The following is a 20,420-nucleotide window of genomic DNA, read 5'->3' as shown; positions in this document are numbered from 1 at the left end:
TGAACTACTATGTATTTCAACTCTTATTCTTTAATCCTTTAAGCACAAAATGAATATCATCAATATCATCGGATGTTAGCTCTTCAAAATTATTCAATTTATCTTTAACTAAATCTAGCATTTCATCTTTGTATGTTTTTTGGACTCTTTTATCACCAGCTAAAAAATAAGTAGCAATTGTTCCCGTTAGCATTCCGATAAAACCAATTCCAACTAACATTAATACTCCTGCCAGTACCCGTCCTCCTAAACTCACTGGTGATATGTCACCATAACCGACTGTTGTGGCTGTAACAAAAGCCCACCAAATTCCGTCCACAAAACTCATTTCACCTAATAAGTATATACCTGTTGCACCTACTAATATCATAAGCATCGTAACCACAATCATATAAATCAAACCGTTTGTTTTAACGAAAACCAAGAGTTTATCCTTGAATCTTCCTAGCCAAACACTTGCTCTTATCAATCTATTGAATTTAGATAACCTCGCTAATCTTACTAGCCTTGCTAATCTAAAAGCTCTAAATATAGAGGAAAAAGGCATTATAGCAATCAAATCTAATACATTTTTCTTGATAAATACTTTCTTGTTTGTTGAAACTATCAATCTTAATATATAATCTACTATGAAAACTCCTAGTATTGCATTATCCAGTAGGTAAAGCACTCTACTTGCTGATTCTGATAAATTAAACATGAGCTCAAATATTAATATAGAAACTACAATTAAGGCTAAACTCACCATGCTATACTCATAGATTTTATACAGTTTTTTATTCTCTTTAAACCTAACTTCCATAATATCACCCATTTCTATGTCTTGTAAAACCTTATATTTTCCTGTTATTTCCTCATTATTCTACAAATATATGGAATTACCTGCAAAATAAAAGCAGGGTTTACTTCTATCCTACTCTTTGTACTAAGCTATAGTATTTTAAGGTTAGGCTCTGTTAAAGATAAATGTTGATATTTTATAAAATAAAAGAAGAATGGCTATAGTACTATTTTTGAGTATATAGTCATTCTTCAAATATTTTATGTCGTATAGAATAGAAAGTGCGTCTTAAAATTTGCTGGTTCTTCAAATTCCCAAAGCGTTATTTATTACTTCCTGAATTATGGGACTACAGCATTTTCCTGTGGGATGATTAACTTCACATTTCCCATTCTTCATAGCACTAGTTAGCTTAATAATATCCTTCATGTTTTTAGCTCCTTCATTTCTTACAGCATTAATGATATGCGCTTCCGTTACTCGATTACAATAACAAATATATTTAGGATTCGCATCTTCCTTAAACCAAATGGGCACTTTGACTTGCTCCTTTTTTATCTGCAAGTCTGATTCAGAACTATAGTAAGCAATGTCGCATTTTCCATTAGTACATAAATAATAGTCAGCATCTGTTACTGTTGGAAGCAAGCTACCGATAACCATATGCTTTACTGTAATCGTTTTTACTTTCGTTCCTTCTTCGTTACAATTACGACATAACTTTTTTTCTTCTACTAGACCAGTAGAATCCATTTGAGATCCTCAGCAATTTTTATTTATTTTATTTTCCTTCATAAATCCATCATCTCCTTTTGTATGAGGGTTATGTCGCCCTTTTCATCTTATGTGTCACTATATCATTCTACACAAGTCCACTGAATACCTTTGAAATTTCAATATAATTTGACTAGCACTAATTCGCTACATAATTATATAAAAATCAACAACAGAGTTTAACATAGCTTAAGCTTAAAATACAACAATCCATCTCATATGCCATACAATTGTAGGGGGGATACATGATATATTCTACATATCCTCCACTATGCCTCACCCTTGTAACTCTTACATCCTCATGCTCGCTGATTATTTTAACCGAATGCCGATACTCAGCCAATAAAATTTAAGTTTTATTAGAGGAATATCCCCCTTTAAGTAGCCTACCTATAATTTTGACAATTGCTATACACCGGTTCCTCATCTGTATACACTTCTTTAATTTGTTCTGTAGTCTTAATATCCTTAAAACCGAATTTTTCTATGATCCCTAATACCATTCCGTGTTTTATTATAGGTGAAATGCCATGAATATAAGTATTGATTGTAATATCTTTAACTCCTGTATCCTTTAGATGTAAGATATAGTCATCTATTAAATCTCTTTTAATTCCCGCTACTTTCAATCCATTAACATCAACAAACTTTCCAAAAGTTCTTCCACTAATAACATAAAAATCAATAGTGTACTCCGAAAGATTATTAACCCTACACTCCTTAATATAGTCTTCCTCTAATTCTTTGTAAGTTAAATCACTTCTTTTTGTCATAATAATCTGTTTTAGTCCATTTTTATTCTTCATTTTACCAACTCCTAATAAAATTTTTCAAGTTGATAAACTAAAAAAATGGTGGTTTAGACAGCCCAAAATTTGAGCAAAAATCTAAACCACCATTTTTATATCCTCTACCTTTATAATCCTCTATCATTCAACATTTCGAATGTCTTTAGCCTACTCCCACTCCACTGTTGATGGTGGCTTAGACGTAATATCATAGACAATACGGTTGGCACCCTCAACTTCATTTACAATCCGTCTAGACATATTCTCTAAAACCTCGAAGGGGATTCGAGCCCAATCAGCGGTCATGGCATCTGAGCTTGTAATGGCACGAATGCCAATTGTATGAGCATAGGTTCTTTCGTCTCCCATGACCCCAACACTCATAATATTGGGTAATACGGCGAAGTATTGCCAAATCTGTCGATGTAGCCCTGCCTTTATAATCTCATCTCTAACAATGGCATCAGCTTCACGAACAATGTGGAGCTTCTCCTCTGTAATTTCTCCTAACACCCGCACAGCTAGGCCTGGTCCTGGGAATGGCTGTCTCCATACAATTTCCTCAGGGACACCCAGTTCTAGACCTGCGATTCTCACTTCATCCTTAAAAAGAAACTTAAAAGGCTCAATAAGTTGAAACTTCATATCCTCAGGTAAGCCACCTACATTGTGATGACTTTTAATCACCGCCGCAGTCTCAGTACCACTTTCAATGATGTCTGGATATAGGGTTCCTTGGACTAAGAAATCAAAGTCCCCAATTTTCTGTGCTTCCTCTTCAAAAACCCGGATAAACAGCTCGCCAATCGCTTTTCGCTTCAGCTCTGGATCCGTCACACCCTTCAATTTTCCTAAAAAACGTTCCTCTGCATTCACACGAATAAAATTCATCTCGAACTGGTTTCTAAAGATATCTTCCACCCAGTCCCCCTCATCTTTTCGAAGTAACCCATGGTCAACAAACACACAGGTTAGGTTGTCGCCGATTGCTTGATGAACAAGCACTGCAGCCACAGAAGAATCTACACCACCGGATAAAGCACAGAGGACCTTGCGGTCTCCCACTAGATTTCGAATGGCTTCTATTTCCTTTTCAATATAATTTTCCATTGTCCAGTCTCCTTGACAATGACACACTTCATATAAAAAGTTTTTTAATATCTCTTTGCCTTTTTCAGTATGCTCTACTTCAGGGTGAAACTGTACTGCATAAAGTGCTTTTTCTTGGTTCTCCATTGCCGCCACCGGACAGTCTGCAGTGGTTCCTGTAATCTTAAATCCAGCTGGTGCCGTTTCAATAAAATCCGTATGGCTCATCCAACAAATTGAGTCCTGTGCCACTTCCTTAAATAACTTAGAGTTGCCATCTACTTGTAAAGCGGTCTTCCCATATTCTCTGTTTTTAGCACGATTGACCTTACCGCCTAATGTATGGGCCATTAATTGTCCACCATAACAGATTCCTAATATGGGTATGTCCAATTGAAAAATTTCCTCCTCACATCGAGGTGTACTTTCACCATATACACTGGAGGGTCCTCCGGTTAAAATCAATCCCTTTGGATTTTTAAGTTTAATTTCTTCTGCAGTAATTTTGTAAGGTACCACTTCACAATAAATATTATGCTCTCTTACTCTTCTTGCAATTAACTGGTTATATTGTCCACCAAAATCTAATATCAATACTAACTCTTGCTTCATCTAGGACACCCCTTTCTTAATCACGAACGCTATAATTTGGTGCTTCATTTGTAATCACAATATCATGGGGATGGCTTTCTCTTAAACCAGCTCCCGTAATCCGGATAAACTTTCCTTCCAGTTTAAGTCTTTCAATGGTTTCGGTTCCACAGTAGCCCATTCCAGCTCTTAATCCACCAATTAGTTGATGTACTGTATCTTTTAGCATTCCCCGATAAGGTACCTTTCCTTCAACACCTTCAGGTACAAGTTTTTTATTATCCTCTTGGAAGTATCTATCCTTACTGCCTTTTTCCATGGCAGCAACTGAGCCCATTCCTCGATAAATTTTAAAGCTTCTGCCTTTATAAATCACGGTTTCTCCAGGACTTTCCTCTGTTCCTGCCAATAGTGAACCAATCATCACAACATCGGCTCCAGCGGCAATGGCCTTTGGAATTTCACCTGAATACTTAATTCCCCCATCTGCAATAATTGGAATACCATAAGGTTTAGCCACCTTAGCACAATCATATATTGCAGTGATTTGAGGAACTCCGATTCCAGCAACAACTCGAGTGGTACAAATAGATCCCGGTCCAATTCCGACTTTAACTGCATCGGCCCCGGCTTTAATTAGCTCTTCAGTAGCGCCACCAGTGGCTACATTTCCTGCAATCACCTGTAGCTCAGGGTACTTTGACTTGATACTCTTGACTGCTTCTATGACCCCTCTTGAATGCCCGTGGGCAGTATCTACAACAATCACATCTATCTTAACCATGTTCAGGGCATCGATCCGATCCATCATATCTGCAGTGACGCCAACGGCAGCTCCCACCAATAGTCTTCCTTGCTCATCCTTAGCAGAATTGGGAAACTTAATGGCTTTTTCAATATCTTTGATTGTAATTAATCCCTTTAGATTGTGATTTTGATCTACAATGGGTAGCTTTTCTATCTTATGTGCCATCAAAATTTGCTGAGCTTCATCCATTGAAATCCCCTCTAATGCTGTAATCAAAGAATCCTTTGTCATCACTTCACTAATGGGTCGTTGATAATCTTTTTCAAATCGAATGTCTCGATTGGTAATGATCCCAACTAGCTTTCCCTCCACAACAATGGGTACCCCTGAAATCCGATAGCGCTCCATCAACTCTAAGGCATCTTCTACTTGGTGATCAGGTGATAAAAAGAAGGGATCCACAATGACACCATGCTCACTTCTTTTGACCTTGTCCACCTCTAGGGCTTGCTCTTCAATTGTCATGTTTTTATGGATAATTCCGATACCGCCTTCTCTAGCCATTGCGATGGCCATTTTAGCCTCAGTGACTGTATCCATCCCAGCACTCATAACAGGAATATTTAGTTTTATTTTCTTTGTTAAGCTAGTAGAAATATCAACTTGATTAGGTAAAATTTCTGATTTTGCAGGAATTAACAAAACATCATCAAATGTTAATCCTTCTTTTACAATTTTATCTTCCATTGAAATACAACTCCCTTCTCTCTCTTTTTATTGTATAAAAAAATCCACGTAATCATTTCATCCTCATTAGGAGTGAAATCATTATGCGGACTTTTGCATATATGTCCCTACAGCAAAATCATATAGACAACCGCTCTACACAATTTTACTGTCCTATAATAATTTCACCCATAGTCAGATGATTTACGGTCATCCGGTAGAAACTTCCGAACCTTATTTTCGGCATTATATGAGTGTGTTATACAATGTAATTAATTTGTCGATTTTTATAGTCTATAACATATCAAATATTGATAGGGTTGTCAACAATTGTATCCAATAAGTAAAGAGCTTGAATTTTCAAACAATAACCCCGTTACTTTTCGCCTTTTTCCTTGGCTCTTGCTATGAATTTTTCCAAGGGAATAATGTATCTTTCATGGGTCCCCTCGCCCACTTTTTCTTCTTCATCACGGGCAGTGATTTCAAATGTTAACTTCTTACCCTCCACCTTAATGAGCTTTGCTTCAGCATAGGCCTTCATCCCTACAGGGGTTGCCCCCATATGCTTTACATTTAAATGGGTTCCCACAGTGGCAAAGCCGTCAGGCAAGTGAGGATCCACTGCAGTTAAAGCTGCCCTCTCCATCAATCCGATCATCATGGGTGTTGCTAATACTTCTACGCCGCCACTTCCAAAGGCTTGTGCTGTATCCTTTTGAGCAACAGTAATCTCTACCTGAGCTGCCATTCCTTCTTTTAAGTTAAACTCCATCTTAGTCATCCTCCTCTAATATTTTAAGCTCATTTCCTTTAATCGCTCTATAATAGGTAGCTTTTGGGTACAAAGCTCTTCACAAATACCGCATGCAACACATGCATCGGTCTTTGCATCATCTTCTTTTATTTTTTCTTGCTCTCTAAGCCAGTTTAATCGATGCTTTGTCTCCTGGTCATCCTTTAATATGGAAAGGTTATAGGCTTCCATATATGTAGGTATATTAATCTTTTGAGGGCATTTATTACAGTATCCACATGCTGTACAAAGCATATCCATACTTTCCGTGATTTTACTTCTAATTTCTTGCACCTTTTCTTTAGACACTGTCAATGGATGGTCTACTATCTTTACATTTTCTTCTACTTCTTCTATGGTTCCCATTCCAGCCAATACAACTGTAATCCCCTCTTGGGCTGCATTAAATCGTAGGGCGGCTTGACTCACGGTTTCATCTTCTCTTTCTTTTAAAAGACTGAAATAATCCTGGTGTTGTGGAATCAGTCCACCTCCAAGGGGATTCATGGTGACAATACCTAGCTTATTTTCTAGTGCTGCTTGCACCCCTTCTTGGCGAAAGGCATGATTGACTACATTGTACCCCAGTAGCACCCCTTCAAAAACATCATCTTCTATGATTTTACGGATATCGCTTCCCTTACAGTGTGTGGAGAAGACCAAATGATCAATTAGACCTTCTTCCTTTGCCTTTAAAGCACCCTCATAGGGTCCTCCCTTTGCCATGACGCGATCGTATTGATTTAAATCCATTATACACCACATGTGAAAAAAATTGATTTTATCAATTCCCATTCGTTTTAAGGAATTTTCAATTCGCCACCGCACTTGATCAGCAGTAGATTCTTTCCCGACATTACTCTTCGTTGAAACATAATATTGACCAGGCATATTTTTAAAAGCCTTTCCAAAAATGTCCTCACTACGATCATTGCAATAAAATGGTGCGGTATCAAAGTAATTAATTCCTAATGAATTAGCTCTTTGCACAACCTGTGCCCCATAATCCTCATCGGGACCAAATCGCATGCCTCCGAATCCCACCACTGAAAGTTTTTTTCCTGTTTGTCCATATTCTCTATAAATCAACTAATGTACCTCCTTTAAATAATATTCTATCTTCTATTATACAAGAATTTGCTTATGATTTCCAATTATTGTGATTGTTAATCTTTTTTGTTAAATATGGGCATTATTAATGAAATGATAAAGAAGTAAATGTGGAAAACTAAAACGAGGTTTAATAATAAAATGAAATTCAAACCAAAAGGAGGTGATCATATGGAAAAGAAACACAGAGGCTTTATCGATCGATGGTTTTTCTATAATAGTCAAAGTTCTCCAGAGTTAAGACATGAATATCCACTTCATGACATTTCCGATAACCTTCATTTTGGCAAAGATCCCGCTTCTGTATCTGATGAAGAAACCTTTATGAAACGTCGTCCTCAGCATGAGGGTGATTTCACGAATGATGAACATGATAAATTTTCATAAACACCTTGTTTTACCAGCTATATATTTCAAGTAATTTCAAATAATAAGACTGTGTGGCTTCACTATAAACCTGAAGGAGGGCGCTTATGGAAATGAATACGAACAACCAAGGAATGCAAAACAATCAAGGTGCTAAAAAACTGGACTCAAACAACTTAAAAGTCTTAGAAGATCAATTAGGATATGAGTCACTGATGAACAAAAAATTTGCCACCTATGCTGACTATTGTAGTGATACGGAATTAAAGAACCTTTGCCAGCAAGGAGCACAGAAACACAAGCAGCATTATAATGAGTTATTAAATTATTTAAACTCTCACCAATAATATCTGCACCACACTTTATTTATTGCTCATATTATTAATCTAAGGAGGCGAATTGTTTATGAATATGACTCATCAAAAAAGCTTTACTGAAAAGGAACTAATGAATGATTTGTTGGCTTCTGAGAAGCAAGTGACTTCTGCATACAATACTGGTATCACAGAATCATCTTGTTCTAACTTAAGACAGCATTTAACAAAATGTCTAACAGACTCCCAAGAGATTCAGTATCAAATCTTTAACTCTATGAGTCAAAGAGGCTGGTATCCAACAAAAGAAGCCCAATCTCAAGATGTACAGAGTGCCAAAACAAAGTACAATCAAATGAAAAATGAATTGCAATAAAATTTTTTCTGCTTAAGCTATTGGTGTCACCCTTAAGAGCAGTAGTCTAATGATTTTTCAATCAATAGACTACTGCTCTATAAAAGGGGTGAAACCGTATTTAGCTGTATTCACTATTTCCCAAGAAATTTCCAAAAGTTATTTACAAAAAGATCTTCTACATCTCTTTCGATTTCTTCCTCTGTCACATGCCAACCACTTTCTAGGATATCACTATATTTATCTACTAGCACATTGGCAATAATCTTTCTGGAATGTGTCCATTTATAAATCAATTGGTCTAATACTCTGGCATCTGAGTGTTGTGGTATCATGGAAAGCCCCAGGGTTTCTAATCTCATTCTTGTCATATCCTCAACAATGCTTGGATTGTTTAAGAACCACCAACAACCAAAAATCATTAGATTTCTAAACTTTCTTGCTGTAATGGCTAATTCATGTTGGTTTTCCTTTGAAAGCATTGTCACCATAAATTTATTTTCTGGATATGTTCTACATAGATATTCTACCACTTGTATGTTGGATTTACCTAAAGAGTCTCCTGCTAAACCGAGTTCATAGTTAACCAGTTTATTAACACCAATCATCATTGAAAATGGAATGTTTAGCTCTCTACAAATAGGTATAATACATTGTTCAACAATTTTTGATCGAGTTGAGTCCTCCGGCATAGTAAATGATGGTGGAAGGGAAACTGCCATGTACAATGCGCCTATCTTCTTTATCCAATCCTTTAAGAATCGCTTAATTTCTTCAATGGTTCTTCTATTTAAGCTGAAGTCCACATCATATCCCCATTTTTGAAGTTGAAGATATTGTAAATCATATTGATTTAATAGTGGATCAATTCTCAAGGCCCCTTTGAATCGTTCGTCATTGTTTCCTACTGTTTCCCAAATTTGTTTTTCACTGGTGTCAAAGGGATCATTTGTCATAACCACTTCCTTCACACCCGCTATCTTAAATACTTGATCAATATAGTCTGAAGTGCTCATATTGTCAAAATAGTTACGATAAGATTCTAAATCTCTTGAAGCAACATCTAACCCTAGCTTAGATAAGACTGTGAGTACCCCTCTTTGGGCTTCACTGACAGGGCTATGCTTAATAAATAGAGTATCCCAAATCAGGTCTGCTTGATCCCGCTTTGATAGTTGCTTGAAATCTGCATAATCCATTGTTGAATATCTAAAATATTCAGCTACCAAATAGTGATACGTAAGTAACTCATCGATCCCCCACAATAGTAGTTCATTAAAAGATTCTGAGTAAATATGTGTATGCATGTCAGTGACTTCTAGATTTTCCATCTGTTTATGAACAATTTCCTTTAAAATTTTCTTGTCTGTAATATTCATCGGTCTCCCCCTTAATTATAATATCGCCTCTATTTAGAATAGCGTTTTTTTGATGGCTTCTGTTGACCCATCATATTCCTTCCAAAGAGCTACATATTGACTTAATATTTCCGGATTATCTGCTAAATTAATGGCCTCTCCATTACGCTCACCCTTATGAAATGTAATTAAAGCAGCTAAGGCAAAGACTAATTTTTCCGGTAGCGCACCTTTTCTATTTTTATATTCCAATATAGAGGGTAGTACCCTTGTTTCAAACTTAGACATTGAGTTTAAAGAGATACTCATTAAATTATGCTTAATATACGGATTGATAAATCGATCTAATACTGCATTGGCAAAGCTTCAAGCTCATCAGTAGGTAGATCTAATGTTGGCATAATCTCTTGGAATACCACTTCTTTAACGTATTTGCCAACAACATGGTGTTCAACGGTTTCCTTAACTGTTTCCAAACCATACAAGTAGGCTACTGGCACCATAGCTGTATGGGCACCCTTTGTTGTTAACGTGTGCACTGACTTGCAAAAAAATTTCTACTCTTTGGTTATTTAAATAAGGAATGCATCCCCGGTAGCCACTTCCTAGTGTTTCACCTTGAAGATGCAACTTCCTTACTTAGCCTTACAGATTTTTCATTCTTTATTTTCAACATTTTTCACTGAATCTCGAATCACTAAATCTGTATTAATAAAAATGGTTTCCTTTTTTATTAGTTCTCGATTAATGATTTTTAACAGATATTGGGCACCTTCTCTACTAATGACTTCTACTTGTTTTTTGACAGTTGTCAAGGCTGGTGTCAAATATGCGGAGTGTACATTATCATCAAACCCGGTTATGGAAATGTCCTCTGGAATCCTGAGTCCCTTTTCTCCTATAGCCTTCATAGCCCCTAAGGCCATATCATCATTTGAGCAAAATACAGCAGTGGGTAATTCATTTTTTTCTAGTAGCCTCATCATGGCTTCATATCCACTCTTTAAATCGTAATTTCCTTTTTCAATTAGTTCCTTATCAATGGTTATTTTATAATCTAAGAGGGCTTCTATAAAGCCATCTTTTCTCTCTTTAGTTGATTCAAAACCCTCTTTGCCTTCGATCAGTGCTATTTTTTTATGACCACATTTAATCAAATACTCCGTTGCACGATAGCAACCCTTTTTATCATCAGATAGAATGTTTACCAAGTTATCTTCTTTTAATTCTCTGTTTAGTACGACCAATGGGATCGAATTATTTAATACATGATAAATAAAGGCATTATCTTTGCTGCTTTGGCTCATCACAATGACACCATCAAAGTTTTGCCGACTCACCCGACTAAACCCATCGTAGTCATCAATTCCCTTAACAATTAAATTATAGTCTCCCTTGATTACCTCATTGACTCCCCGGACAGCTTCTTGGAAGAATCCAGATGATGTTCCTCTATTAATTGTCCGAAAAAACAATCCAATATTATATGATTTGTCTAATACTAAGCTTCTAGCACTATAATTAGGAGTATAATGAACTTCTTCAGCTATTTTTTTGATTCTAATTTTCGTTTCCTTATTAATCAAAGAACTATTATTTAAAGCTCTTGAAACTGTTGTATGAGAAACATTAGCCAATCTTGCTATATCCTTTATGGTAACACTCATCTTTTCACCTCTATCTATAAATAACATTGCTTTAAATAATTAGTCGTAGCCTCGAAAAGCTTCTCCCTCAGCCATAATAAGCGAAGCTTCATAATTAATTATACTTCTTACATCAGATTATATCAAACTTATCTAACTAACCAACCACCATCCACACATAATACATGCCCATTCATATAGTTAGAAGCATTAGATGCTAAAAACACTGCGGTTGCCCCTAAATCTTCAGGTTTTCCCCATCTAGCTGCAGGAATGCGTCCAAGAATTTCCGCATTGCGCTTCTCATCAGCTCGAATTGGCGCTGTATTGGCAGTCTCAATGTAGCCTGGTGCAATGGCATTGATTTGAATATTTTTATCTGCTAATTCATTGGCAAAGGCCTTTGTTAACCCAGCTACACCATGCTTAGAAGCAGTATATGATGGTACAAATTTCCCACCCTGAAAGGATAACATGGATGCAATGTTAATGATTTTTCCCCTTCCATTTGCAACCATATACTTAGCAGCTACCTTAGAAAGATAGTATATTGAACTTAAGTTTAGATCGATCACATTTTTCCATCCCTCGTTATCCCCTTCTAACAGAGGCGCTCTATGGATGGTTCCCGCATTATTAAGTAAAATGTCTATTTTCCCATAGGCTTCAATACATTTTTCTACAGCTTCCATTGCATCTTCTTCTTGGTCTAAATTTCCTTGGGCAAATTTCACCTGACTACCAATGGCTTCGATTTCTGCTTTAACGACATCAATATTTCTCGTGGAATGGCTATAAATAAACAGGTCTGCCCCAGCTCTTGCAAAATTCTTTGCAATAGCAAATCCAATGCCACTATTTCCCCCGGTCACCATTGCTACCTTCCCAGACAAACTAAATTGTTCCATTAAATATTCTGTATTTCTCATCCCTTCCCCTCCTCCTTAAAACTTTATGAAATTGCTATTGTATTTTATCAGTATTAGAATGCAGCAATTTCCTTCCTTATCTATGGTTTTAATCACTTATAATAAATCTTTATTATTAATATGGTCCATATCCGTAAAGGTTTGGTTTTCTCCTACCATTCCCCAGATAAACGTATACTTTTTTGTTCCTACTCCTGAGTGAATTGACCAAGATGGTGAAATAACAGCTTCTTCATTTCTCATAATAATATGTCTCGTTTCTTTTGGCTCTCCTGTCATATGAAATACCATGGCATCATCATCCATATCAAAGTAGAAGTATACTTCCATTCTTCTATCATGGGTATGACAAGGCATTGTGTTCCATACCGAACCGTCTTCCAATATTGTCATCCCCATCAATAATTGGCATGACTGGCATACATTTGGATGTACATATTGATAGATCGTTCTCTGATTTAGTTCTTCCTTTGACCCTAATTTTACAGGACTGGCATCTTTTACATTAATTTTCACTGTGGGATATGACGCATGGGCTGGAGCTGAGTTAATGTAGAATTTAGCAGGCTTCCCTGGATCGACACTCTTAAATACAACATCCTTAATCCCCTTTCCAACGTATAGGCCATCTCCCTTTTCTAGCTCTTGTACTTCACCATCAAGGGTAACAATTCCACTTCCTCCGATATTGATGATTCCTAACTCTCTTCTTTCCAAGAAATATTCAGCCCCAATTTCCTTTCCTACTTCTAGCTTTAATTCCTTTTCTACAGGACAGACTGATCCTGCAATAATCCGATCAATATGAGAGTAAACCATCTTAATTTCATCTTTCTGAAAAAGGCCATCAATATGAAATTCCTCTCTTAATCTCATTGTATCGTAACTTTTCGCATCTTTATTACTTGATGCATACCTTACCTCTAGCATAATTATTCCTCCTCGTATTTTATTATTAATAAGATAACGCTTCTACTTCAGAAAATATAAATGGCTCACCCATTCCATTTTCCACAGTGAAGTTCTTAATTTTTACATTTTTAGCATTTCCAATAAAGAATCCTGCTCTCAATTGCTTATCCAAGTGACTCATCATTGCAGGGTATCCTTCCTTTGCATCTAATGCAAAGCTGACTTTAATGTCTTCTAGTATAATGTTCTCTATCTTGCACTCTGGTAATCCGTAAATGAACCCTGCAGCCACCTCACAGTCTTCACAAATCATGTTCTTTAAGTAAACATTTTTAACAACCGGTGTTCTCTCATCTACCGGGAGCTTTTCCTTGCTCCAAACGTACTCTGTTTTCCCATCTGGATCACAGAAATAAAAAGTGTTTATCACAAAGGGAGTCAAAACTTTTTTCATCACAATGTTTTCAGCATTAATGCCATTAATAACCCCGTCTTTACCTCTCCCTCTTCTTGTTTTAATTCGAATCCCACGATCTGTCTCTTCAAAGATACATCTGATGGCAGAAACATTTTTTACGCCCCCTGCCATTTCGCTCCCAATTACGATCCCTCCGTGGCCAAATTTCATGTGGCAATTTCGAATCATAATATCCTGGGAAGCAATTTTTAATCTTTGACCTAAATACAACTTGCCAGATTTAATTGCAATACAATCATCTCCAACTGAAAAATCAACACCTATGATTTTTACATTTTGACAGGACTCAGGGTTAATCCCATCTGTGTTTGGGGAATCTTTAGGATTGATTACTTTTAAGTTAATCAATTGTAAATTTTGTGAAAACATTGGATGTATTGTCCATGATGGGGAATTTTGAACCGTAACCTCTTCAATTAAAATGTCCCTACAGTTTTTTATGAATATCAATCTAGGTCTCCATGCAACACGCTTTTTCTTTGCATCCTTCCACCAATTATCAAATGAAGCATTGCCATCTATGATTCCTTTACCAATAATTTTCACATTATTGACACCAATACCCGTTAGGAGACTTGCAAAACAGTCCATGGGATCACCTTCCCATGAGCCCAAATAAAATTCATCTTTACCATCAGTGGTTTTTGTAGTACCTGGTAATATGGGATAATCTTCTCTCACATTGCTTCCCAGTAGTTTTGCTCCTTTTTGTATTTCCAAAGTAATATTACTTTTAAGATAAAGGGGCGCTGTTAAATATGTTCCTTCAGGAATCAGCACTCTCCCACTAGGTGGACAAGACATGATCGCTGCCTGTAATGAAGCTGTATCATGCTTTTCACCGGTTCCTGTTGCTCCAAAATCCTTTACATTCAATGTGACAGATTCATATTCTGTTTTAAAGACCTTGACACCACTATGGGATAAGGTCTGTGTATCCTTTATATAGATTTCATACTCCGTACTTGGCTCAAGTTCAGATATCGTTGTGACATTCCTATTTGATTTTCCACTTAAGCTACCATTAATATAGATTTCAAAGGGATGTTTTGCAAAAACACATTCGTCACCTACAACTTCTATTGTAGCGGTCCTGGATGTGATTGATATGATCTCAAACTTCATATATTCTACCCCTTTATTCCCGAAGTTGATATACCGTCAACAAAGTATCTTTGTGCAGCAAAGAACACAACTAATGATGGTATTAAAGCGATCACTGACATTGCAATAATTTGATTCCAGTGAACCAATGCACTGGCATCCATGGACATCTTCAGGGCAATGGATACAGGATACTTTTCAACACTAGATAAGTAAATCAATGGTCCTAAAAAGTCGTTCATTGTCCACATAAATTGAAACAGTCCTACAGAAATAATCGCTGGCTTTAGCATTGGCATTAAAATGTAGTACAGTACCTGTAATGAGTTACACCCATCAATTCGTGCCGCTTCCTCTAAATCCTTTGGAATTCCTCTCATAAATTGAATCATCATAAAGACAAAGAATGCATCTGTTGCAAAGGCCGCTGGTACAACCAATGGTTTATAACTATTTAACCAACCAAAGTCACGATACATTAGATACTGTGGTATTCTTAAGACGACATTTGGTAATAGCAATGTTGCAATTAAGATCATGAAAAATACTTTTTTGCCTTTCATTTTAAACCGAGCAAATCCATAGGCAGTGATCGTCGTTGAAATCATTGTTAAAATAACCTTTGGAATGACAATTTTAAATGTATTCATAAAATAGGTTGCAAATGTGTATTGTGTTGATGTTCTCCATCCATTAACATAGCCTGAAAAATCAAATGAATTAGGTAGGAAGCCAATCGATGTGAAAATTTCAGCATTTGTTTTAAATGACGCCCCAATTAACCAAACCAGTGGATAAAGCATAAGCATCCCAACTGCAACCAGAACTGTATAGCGCAACCCTGCATTGATTTTACTCTTTCTAATTCTTCGTTTTCTTAAAATCCGATCTCTTTCTTCGATGTTCATCTCGTCATTAAGTATTTGTTTTTCTTGGGCTTCCACTTTAGCTTTCATCATTCATCTCCCTCATCAGAGTAATACACCCAATACTTCTCAGACCTAAAGGTGATTAGTGTAAATATCATAATGACCACAAATAAGAACCATGATAATGCACTACCATATCCCATTCTAAAATACTTAAAGGAGTTATCATAAATATACAATGGGAACAAATAGGTTGAATTAAGTGGCCCACCACCGGTAATAATATAGGGTCCATTAAACTCTTGGAATGCTTGCACTAGCTGCATAATAAAGTTGAAGAATACAACGGGTGTAATCATTGGTAAAGTCACTTTGAGGAAAGTTGCCATCTTTGTGGCTCCATCAATCTTTGCGGCTTCATAGAGAGACTCTGGAATATTTTTTAATGCTGCTAGGAAAATAACCATGGCAGATCCAAATTGCCATACGCGCAGTAAACTGATGGTGAATACAGCATATCTTGGATCCCCAAGCCAGCTGATGGGATCGACTCCTACGGTACCTAAAATCAGGTTAACAAAACCTGTATCTGCAAATATAAACCTCCATAAAACTGCGACGGCAACGCTACCACCTAAAATCGAGGGTAGATAATAAGCAGTTCTGAAGAAGTTAACTCCCTTTAATTTAAAATTAAGAATGTAGGCAATAAATAGTGCAAATGCTAACTTCAATGGTACTGTTAAAACCACATACTTAATTGTATTGGTAAAGGACGTCCAAAACATAGGGGTATTGATCATTCTTTTATAGTTATCTAAACCAATGAAGTTAGGACTAGCAACTAAATTGTAATCAGTAAGACTTAATACGAATGATGTGATGAAGGGGTAAGCTGTAAACACTAGAATTCCAATCAACCATGGCGCTATATACAGATAACCTTCATACTTTTTCAGGTTTGCCTTCATACTTGCCTCCTTCTAGGATAAAGAAAGGGAGACGAATCTCCCTCACACCTTATTATTGTGCCAATTCCTGAGTCATGGAATTTACTTCATTTATTAATCTTTCTGCTGTCTGTTGTGCATTGATTCTTCCGTATCCAAATTGGTCAATAAGCTCTCTATAAAGGTCTTGTAATTCGCCACTTTCAAAGTATGGATTAATTCCTTTACCTAAGAATTGGGTCGCTTTTACATTACCTTCATAGGTTAATCCTGAAAGCATTCCCATTGACTCTAATGTTTCAATAGCTGCTTTATTGGCAGGGATCCCTCTAGCCGTTCCTTGAAGGGCTACAGAATCTGGATCAGCTACTAAGAAATTCAAGAATTGTGCTGCGATTTCTGGGTGCTTTGTATCTTTATTAATGGCATATGTCATGGAAACCTTTGCTAAAGCAGAATCATAAGAACCTAAATCTTTTAAATAATCGCCCGTAACGATTGTTTGCTCTCCTTCTAATGCGGCTTGGAACTTATTGATTGCACTATCCCACTCGTAAGTCCCACCATATTTACCCTGAATCCAACTTGGGGTTTGGTCTACAGGCACATCACCAGCACCTGCTCTTTGTTGCATTGAAGGGGTTACGCCTCTTTCAACCATCTCATTATAGAATTCTAATGCTTCAACCAGTTGTCCCTCTGTGTAGTTTATTTCATTGTTTTCATTCATAAATGGTTGACCCGTTGTTTGCTCAAGGTAGTACAGTACCATTAAAAATGCACCATATGCATCTACATCAATTGGATAATACTCATTTCCTAGCTGCTCTTTGAATACATCTGCTGCTGCAAATAGGTCCTCAAATGTTTTGGGGATTTCGACCCCAGCCTTAGCATATGTAGTTTCATTATAGTAGAATACCTTGGCGCCAATACCAAGTGGTAGTGCATTGACCTTATTATTGATTGTGACTTGGTCCATTATGGCTTGATCATAGTTAGATAAATCAACATAATCACTTAAGTCATTTAAATCATAGTAACCATTACCATCTTTAGAGAAGATGTACAACCAGTTCCAGTTAACCTGCATAATATCAGCTGCTGTATTACCCGCCATCTGAGTTGCATATTTCTCTTGGAATCCTGACCATCCACCATATTCTGCTTCAATTTTTACCCCTGGGTTCCTCTCTTCAAATAATGCAATTGCTTCTAACGTCTTTTCGTGTCTTTCATCTCCACCCCACCATGAAAATCTTAAAACAACCTCTTCCTCTACACCTGCTGGCTCTTCTGAACCTCCTGTATCTACTGCTGGTGTGTCGCCACCTCCACAAGCCGTTAATAATAACGTTAATGCAAGTAGTATCGCTACTGTCTTTGCCATTCTCTTCATTTCATTTCCCCCTTAGATTTATTTAATGCATCGCTGATGCATCAATACAATTTTAGTGGTTCTTCACAGATGAATGCCTATATTTAGCCAATGTTAACGTGTGCTTCAATCTCCTAAAATCATGACCTAAGCATTTCACTATAAGTCATTAAAAAGGCGCCTACCCCTTTCGGGTCATTTTCGATTATTTTTTCTGACATGTAATATTCATAGCTTCCATCACGATATGGCGTATTCCCTAGGCCTGCTACACCACAAATCCCACCTAAGTGATTTGTATTTGTATCGAGGTATTTTTCAATTACTCCTGTAAAAGCTTTCTTTCCAAAGGACTGGTATTCTTCAGGTAAAAACCCTAATCTTACTCCTTTTAAAATACCATAGGCAATCATTAACGTACCCGAGGTCTCTAGATAGTTCCCTTCTCCATGGATTTGATCGATGACTTGATACCACATAAATGTCTGTTTATCTTGATATTTCAATAAGGCATCAATTGACTCTTTTAACATCTCTTGGATCCCTAGGAAGTATGGTGTTCCTTCACCGATTACTTCAAGTGTGTCTACCATGGCCATCACAAACCACCCCATTGCTCGACTCCAGAAGTTTTGTGATAATCCTGTTTCGGGGTGACTCCATCTTTCTTTTTTACTCTCATCATATCCATGATAATAAAGTCCACTTTCCAAATCCTTTACTCTGTCCCTCACAACCATAAATTGTTTGTGAATGTCTTCAAATCCTTGGCTTTTATTGAAAAGCTTTTCATACTCTGCGTAAAAGGGCATTGCCATATATAAACCATCTAACCAGACTTGATTAGGATATATTTTTTTGTGCCAAAAGCTACCTTCTTCTGTTTTAGGATGTTTTTGTAATTGTTCTCTTAACTGCATGGCTGCTTTTTTATACTTGCTCTCTCTTGTCATTTCATATAGGTCAAATAAAACCTTACCAGTATTAATGTTATCAATATTAAATTCTTCTATTTCATATCGTAATATTTCTCCACTTTCAGAAATAGATTCATCAATAAATGCTTTTACAAAGTTTAGATATTCTTTATCATTGGTTGCTTTATATAGGTCTAGAGCTCCCTTATATACACAACCGTCTTCATAATTCCATTTTTCTTTATACTTGCTGTAACCCTCTAGATATACTTTAATAAAGTCATTGGTTTTCATATCCAAACTCCTTATTATAAAGAAATATTTTCTTCAGTTTCAAAGTCAAACAGATGACATTTACTCATATCAAAGCTAAAGCAATGCTCTTTTCCTCTTGTTACTTTCAACATATCATGAGAGTTAATTCTTGAAATATATTGTGTTCCTTCAGCTTCAAAGTAAATAAATTCTTCATTTCCCATTTGTTCTATGACTGACACCACACCATCTATATAATCTGCATCTTTTTCTTGGAAAAGATGGATGTTCTCTGGTCTAACACCAAACCATATTTTCTTGCCTACATGTCCTTTGACTTTGTCGGCTTTTTCTTCTGGTAATGTGATTGTTTTACTGGCTACTCGAACCACAGTATTTCCATTTTCCTGGGCTAGTTCTGCCTCAAATATATTCATCGCTGGTGCTCCAATAAAACCTGCAACAAACTTATTAGTGGGCTTATTATATAGGTTAAGAGGTGTATCGACTTGCATAATTTCTCCATAATTCAATACACATATTCGATCTCCCATTGTCATGGCTTCTACTTGATCATGGGTTACATAAATCATCGTTGCTGCCTTTCCTTCTTCTTTTAGTTGCTGATGTAACTGTGCGATCCTCACTCTCATGGAAACCCTTAGCTTCGCATCAAGGTTTGATAGTGGTTCATCAAATAAGAATACTTCAGGATTCCTTACAATTGCTCTTCCTACTGCAATTCTTTGCCTTTGTCCACCTGACATTTCTTTTGGCCTTCTATCTAGTAAATCAGTAATTTCCAACTTTTCAGCCGCATCCTTTACACGCTTTTCAATTTCATCCTTTGGTGTCTTTGCAAATTTCAGACCAAAGGCCATATTTTCATAGGCAGTCATATGGGGATATAGGGCATAGTTTTGGAAAACCATTGCAATTCCTCTATCCTTAGGTTGAACTTCGTTAACGCATTGATTTCCGATCCAAATCTCGCCACCGGTAATGTCTTCTAATCCAGCCACCATTCTAAGTGTCGTTGACTTTGCACAGCCAGATGGTCCAACAAAAACCATGAATTCACCATCTTCAATCTCCAAGTCAATTCCATGTACTGCCTTAAATCCATTGGGATATACTTTCTCAATTCTTTTCAATTTTACGTTAGCCATATTCACTCCCCTTTTCT

Annotated in this window: 20 protein-coding genes, 1 pseudogene and 1 riboswitch; of the genes and pseudogenes, 3 read left to right on the top strand and 18 right to left on the bottom strand. The window is 36.7% G+C overall.

The features are described from left to right. Positions 1–16: 16 nt before the first annotated feature. From AMET_RS04505 to AMET_RS04475, 7 genes are all read right to left on the bottom strand, one after another. The gene (locus AMET_RS04505) at positions 17–814 is read right to left on the bottom strand and encodes a potassium channel family protein (protein WP_083760834.1); all 798 of its coding nucleotides are present in this window, start codon (positions 812–814) and stop codon (positions 17–19) included. 273 nt (positions 815–1,087) lie between these two features. After that, the gene (locus AMET_RS04500; protein WP_012062175.1) at positions 1,088–1,534 is read right to left on the bottom strand and encodes a Csac_0668 family 2Fe-2S cluster-binding (seleno)protein; all 447 of its coding nucleotides are present in this window, start codon (positions 1,532–1,534) and stop codon (positions 1,088–1,090) included. A gap of 407 nt (positions 1,535–1,941) precedes the next feature. Continuing rightward, entirely contained in the window at positions 1,942–2,361 is a 420-nt protein-coding gene (locus tag AMET_RS04495) for a phage integrase SAM-like domain-containing protein (protein WP_012062174.1), read from the bottom strand. 150 nt (positions 2,362–2,511) lie between these two features. After that, entirely contained in the window at positions 2,512–4,044 is a 1,533-nt protein-coding gene (gene guaA / locus AMET_RS04490) for a glutamine-hydrolyzing GMP synthase (RefSeq protein ID WP_012062173.1), read from the bottom strand. 16 nt (positions 4,045–4,060) lie between these two features. Continuing rightward, positions 4,061–5,518 (bottom strand): IMP dehydrogenase, encoded by a 1,458-nt coding sequence (gene guaB, locus AMET_RS04485; RefSeq protein ID WP_012062172.1) that lies wholly within the window; start codon positions 5,516–5,518, stop codon positions 4,061–4,063. Positions 5,519–5,669: 151 nt separating this feature from the next. Further along, positions 5,670–5,771: riboswitch (purine riboswitch) on the bottom strand. A 102-nt stretch (positions 5,772–5,873) separates the two neighbouring features. Next, positions 5,874–6,272 carry a thioesterase family protein gene (locus AMET_RS04480; RefSeq protein ID WP_012062171.1) on the bottom strand — a complete coding sequence of 133 codons (399 nt, stop codon included), beginning with the start codon at positions 6,270–6,272 and terminating at the stop codon, positions 5,874–5,876. Between the two features lie 15 nt (positions 6,273–6,287). Then, complete coding sequence (locus AMET_RS04475) at positions 6,288–7,382, bottom strand: aldo/keto reductase (protein ID WP_012062170.1); 1,095 nt, start codon at positions 7,380–7,382, stop codon at positions 6,288–6,290. Between the two features lie 192 nt (positions 7,383–7,574). Between AMET_RS04475 and AMET_RS04470 the strand changes: the two genes are divergently transcribed. From AMET_RS04470 to AMET_RS04460, 3 genes are all read left to right on the top strand, one after another. Beyond that, a complete protein-coding gene (locus AMET_RS04470; RefSeq protein ID WP_041720349.1) occupies positions 7,575–7,790 on the top strand; it encodes a hypothetical protein in 216 nt (71 codons plus the stop codon). Between the two features lie 86 nt (positions 7,791–7,876). After that, positions 7,877–8,116, top strand: coding sequence for a hypothetical protein (locus tag AMET_RS04465; RefSeq protein WP_012062169.1), 240 nt, complete (start codon positions 7,877–7,879; stop codon positions 8,114–8,116). A gap of 58 nt (positions 8,117–8,174) precedes the next feature. After that, positions 8,175–8,459, top strand: a complete 285-nt coding sequence (locus AMET_RS04460; RefSeq protein ID WP_012062168.1) for a spore coat protein — start codon at positions 8,175–8,177, stop codon at positions 8,457–8,459. Between the two features lie 113 nt (positions 8,460–8,572). Here the strand turns inward: AMET_RS04460 and AMET_RS04455 are convergent, their stop codons facing one another. The 11 genes and pseudogenes from AMET_RS04455 to AMET_RS04405 form a co-directional block, all read right to left on the bottom strand. Then, entirely contained in the window at positions 8,573–9,817 is a 1,245-nt protein-coding gene (locus tag AMET_RS04455) for a glucuronate isomerase (protein ID WP_012062167.1), read from the bottom strand. A 33-nt stretch (positions 9,818–9,850) separates the two neighbouring features. Then, positions 9,851–10,299: pseudogene (locus AMET_RS27270) on the bottom strand (mannitol dehydrogenase family protein). A 153-nt stretch (positions 10,300–10,452) separates the two neighbouring features. Then, positions 10,453–11,490 carry a LacI family DNA-binding transcriptional regulator gene (locus AMET_RS04445; RefSeq protein ID WP_330368682.1) on the bottom strand — a complete coding sequence of 346 codons (1,038 nt, stop codon included), beginning with the start codon at positions 11,488–11,490 and terminating at the stop codon, positions 10,453–10,455. Positions 11,491–11,591: 101 nt separating this feature from the next. Beyond that, entirely contained in the window at positions 11,592–12,371 is a 780-nt protein-coding gene (gene kduD / locus AMET_RS04440; protein ID WP_012062165.1) for a 2-dehydro-3-deoxy-D-gluconate 5-dehydrogenase KduD, read from the bottom strand. A gap of 96 nt (positions 12,372–12,467) precedes the next feature. Beyond that, complete coding sequence (gene kduI / locus AMET_RS04435; protein ID WP_012062164.1) at positions 12,468–13,301, bottom strand: 5-dehydro-4-deoxy-D-glucuronate isomerase; 834 nt, start codon at positions 13,299–13,301, stop codon at positions 12,468–12,470. Between the two features lie 25 nt (positions 13,302–13,326). Continuing rightward, the gene (locus tag AMET_RS04430) at positions 13,327–14,886 is read right to left on the bottom strand and encodes a glycoside hydrolase family 28 protein (RefSeq protein WP_012062163.1); all 1,560 of its coding nucleotides are present in this window, start codon (positions 14,884–14,886) and stop codon (positions 13,327–13,329) included. A 5-nt stretch (positions 14,887–14,891) separates the two neighbouring features. Continuing rightward, on the bottom strand, positions 14,892–15,824 hold the full coding sequence (locus AMET_RS04425; protein WP_012062162.1) for a carbohydrate ABC transporter permease: 933 nt from the start codon (positions 15,822–15,824) through the stop codon (positions 14,892–14,894). Continuing rightward, the gene (locus AMET_RS04420; RefSeq protein ID WP_012062161.1) at positions 15,821–16,705 is read right to left on the bottom strand and encodes a carbohydrate ABC transporter permease; all 885 of its coding nucleotides are present in this window, start codon (positions 16,703–16,705) and stop codon (positions 15,821–15,823) included. The genes AMET_RS04425 and AMET_RS04420 overlap by 4 nt, the downstream gene beginning before the upstream one ends. A 52-nt stretch (positions 16,706–16,757) precedes the next feature. Continuing rightward, positions 16,758–18,083, bottom strand: a complete 1,326-nt coding sequence (locus tag AMET_RS04415; protein WP_012062160.1) for an ABC transporter substrate-binding protein — start codon at positions 18,081–18,083, stop codon at positions 16,758–16,760. A gap of 119 nt (positions 18,084–18,202) precedes the next feature. Then, positions 18,203–19,273 carry a glycoside hydrolase family 88/105 protein gene (locus AMET_RS04410; protein WP_012062159.1) on the bottom strand — a complete coding sequence of 357 codons (1,071 nt, stop codon included), beginning with the start codon at positions 19,271–19,273 and terminating at the stop codon, positions 18,203–18,205. A 14-nt stretch (positions 19,274–19,287) separates the two neighbouring features. Further along, positions 19,288–20,403, bottom strand: a complete 1,116-nt coding sequence (locus tag AMET_RS04405) for an ABC transporter ATP-binding protein (protein WP_012062158.1) — start codon at positions 20,401–20,403, stop codon at positions 19,288–19,290. Positions 20,404–20,420: the final 17 nt, after the last annotated feature.

Origin of the sequence: Alkaliphilus metalliredigens QYMF (assembly GCF_000016985.1) — a bacterium.
Lineage (GTDB): Bacteria > Bacillota > Clostridia > Peptostreptococcales > Natronincolaceae > Alkaliphilus_A > Alkaliphilus_A metalliredigens.
This window is presented reverse-complemented; position numbering and strand designations above follow the sequence as displayed.

Excerpts from the sequence above, each read along its gene's own strand:
- AMET_RS04420 (WP_012062161.1), bottom strand. The coding sequence starts at position 16,705 with ATGAAGGCAAACCTGAAAAAGTATGAAGGTTATCTGTATATAGCGCCA.
- AMET_RS04445 (WP_330368682.1), bottom strand. The coding sequence starts at position 11,490 with ATGTTATTTATAGATAGAGGTGAAAAGATGAGTGTTACCATAAAGGAT.
- kduD (WP_012062165.1), bottom strand. The coding sequence starts at position 12,371 with ATGAGAAATACAGAATATTTAATGGAACAATTTAGTTTGTCTGGGAAG.
- AMET_RS04495 (WP_012062174.1), bottom strand. The coding sequence starts at position 2,361 with ATGAAGAATAAAAATGGACTAAAACAGATTATTATGACAAAAAGAAGT.
- AMET_RS04455 (WP_012062167.1), bottom strand. The coding sequence starts at position 9,817 with ATGAATATTACAGACAAGAAAATTTTAAAGGAAATTGTTCATAAACAG.
- AMET_RS04505 (WP_083760834.1), bottom strand. The coding sequence starts at position 814 with ATGGGTGATATTATGGAAGTTAGGTTTAAAGAGAATAAAAAACTGTAT.
- AMET_RS04460 (WP_012062168.1), top strand. The coding sequence starts at position 8,175 with ATGAATATGACTCATCAAAAAAGCTTTACTGAAAAGGAACTAATGAAT.
- AMET_RS04405 (WP_012062158.1), bottom strand. The coding sequence starts at position 20,403 with ATGGCTAACGTAAAATTGAAAAGAATTGAGAAAGTATATCCCAATGGA.
- kduI (WP_012062164.1), bottom strand. The coding sequence starts at position 13,301 with ATGCTAGAGGTAAGGTATGCATCAAGTAATAAAGATGCGAAAAGTTAC.
- guaB (WP_012062172.1), bottom strand. The coding sequence starts at position 5,518 with ATGGAAGATAAAATTGTAAAAGAAGGATTAACATTTGATGATGTTTTG.
- AMET_RS04465 (WP_012062169.1), top strand. The coding sequence starts at position 7,877 with ATGGAAATGAATACGAACAACCAAGGAATGCAAAACAATCAAGGTGCT.
- AMET_RS04500 (WP_012062175.1), bottom strand. The coding sequence starts at position 1,534 with ATGGATTCTACTGGTCTAGTAGAAGAAAAAAAGTTATGTCGTAATTGT.
- AMET_RS04470 (WP_041720349.1), top strand. The coding sequence starts at position 7,575 with ATGGAAAAGAAACACAGAGGCTTTATCGATCGATGGTTTTTCTATAAT.
- AMET_RS04415 (WP_012062160.1), bottom strand. The coding sequence starts at position 18,083 with ATGAAGAGAATGGCAAAGACAGTAGCGATACTACTTGCATTAACGTTA.
- AMET_RS04425 (WP_012062162.1), bottom strand. The coding sequence starts at position 15,824 with ATGATGAAAGCTAAAGTGGAAGCCCAAGAAAAACAAATACTTAATGAC.
- AMET_RS04410 (WP_012062159.1), bottom strand. The coding sequence starts at position 19,273 with ATGAAAACCAATGACTTTATTAAAGTATATCTAGAGGGTTACAGCAAG.
- guaA (WP_012062173.1), bottom strand. The coding sequence starts at position 4,044 with ATGAAGCAAGAGTTAGTATTGATATTAGATTTTGGTGGACAATATAAC.
- AMET_RS04430 (WP_012062163.1), bottom strand. The coding sequence starts at position 14,886 with ATGAAGTTTGAGATCATATCAATCACATCCAGGACCGCTACAATAGAA.
- AMET_RS04480 (WP_012062171.1), bottom strand. The coding sequence starts at position 6,272 with ATGGAGTTTAACTTAAAAGAAGGAATGGCAGCTCAGGTAGAGATTACT.